The organism is Vibrio sp. Vb0304 (assembly GCF_033338995.1).
Taxonomy (GTDB): domain Bacteria; phylum Pseudomonadota; class Gammaproteobacteria; order Enterobacterales; family Vibrionaceae; genus Vibrio; species Vibrio alginolyticus.
The window spans coordinates 1-1,014 of sequence record NZ_JAWOTT010000390.1; the positions used below are offsets into that span (position 1 = coordinate 1).

At 46.9% G+C, this 1,014-nt stretch carries 1 protein-coding gene; it reads left to right on the forward strand.

Going from position 1 to position 1,014, the window contains the following annotated elements:
- Positions 1–188: 188 nt before the first annotated feature.
- Positions 189–1,014, forward strand: an 826-nt coding sequence (locus tag R7P35_RS26460) for a serine dehydratase beta chain (RefSeq protein ID WP_318093466.1), incomplete at its 3' end; no start/stop codon positions are given.

The window sequence follows — 1,014 nt, forward strand, 5'->3', positions numbered from 1 at the left end:
TAGTACGATGACCACGTTACCTAACTTCATACTTCTCGCTCAATTTCCCCTGCGACAAAGTCACTGTTGTGTGGTCTTTGGCATAGTTACAAAAATCTTCTTTGCCAACCGCCTTACAGGCATTAACATCTAGTTAACAACATTGTTCTAGAGACCTATGAAAGGTTCATTGCTGAAGGAAGTCAATTATGCTGTCGATTTTCGATATTTTTAAGGTCGGTGTTGGGCCATCCAGCTCCCACACTAACGGTCCTATGCTCGCCGGATTCCATTTCACTCAACTACTTAGCGACTCTATGGCGAAAGTGCGTCGGGTGCAAGTTGACTTATATGGCTCTTTATCACTGACTGGTAGAGGACACCACACCGACCGAGCCACGGTGCTAGGGTTGATGGGCAATAAGCCCGATACCATCAAAATGACCAGTGCCAAAAGTGCACTGCAACACACCATCGAAAACCATACCTTATCGTTAGCTGGCTCTCATCAAATTGAGTTTAGCTACGACCACGACATTGTATTTCACAGCGACAACCTGCCGCTGCATGAAAATGGTATGACGATCACCGCGCTAGATGCCGCAGGAGCTCAAGTCGCCTTTGAGACGTACTACTCTATCGGTGGTGGCTTTATTGCGACAGCGGCAGAGCTCGAACATGGCGGCCAACAAGCCAGCGCAGAAGTACCTTTCCCTTTTTCATCCGCAGACGAAATGTTGGAAAAAGCAGAGAAAAATGGCCTCAGCCTTGGTGGCATGATTCTACAAAATGAGCTGGCATTTCGAGAGCAAGAAGAAATTGACCAAAGAGCTGAACAAATTTGGAAAGTGATGTCACTGTGCATGCAGCGTGGTTTCGATACTGAAGGGATCCTTGAAGGGGGCTTGAACGTCACTCGCCGAGCTCCGAATCTGTTGAAAAAACTAGAAGCGAATGCAGCAGTTGAAAATGATCCAATGAAGATCATGGACTGGATTAACTTGTTTGCCTTTGCGGTCAGCGAAGAGAACGCTA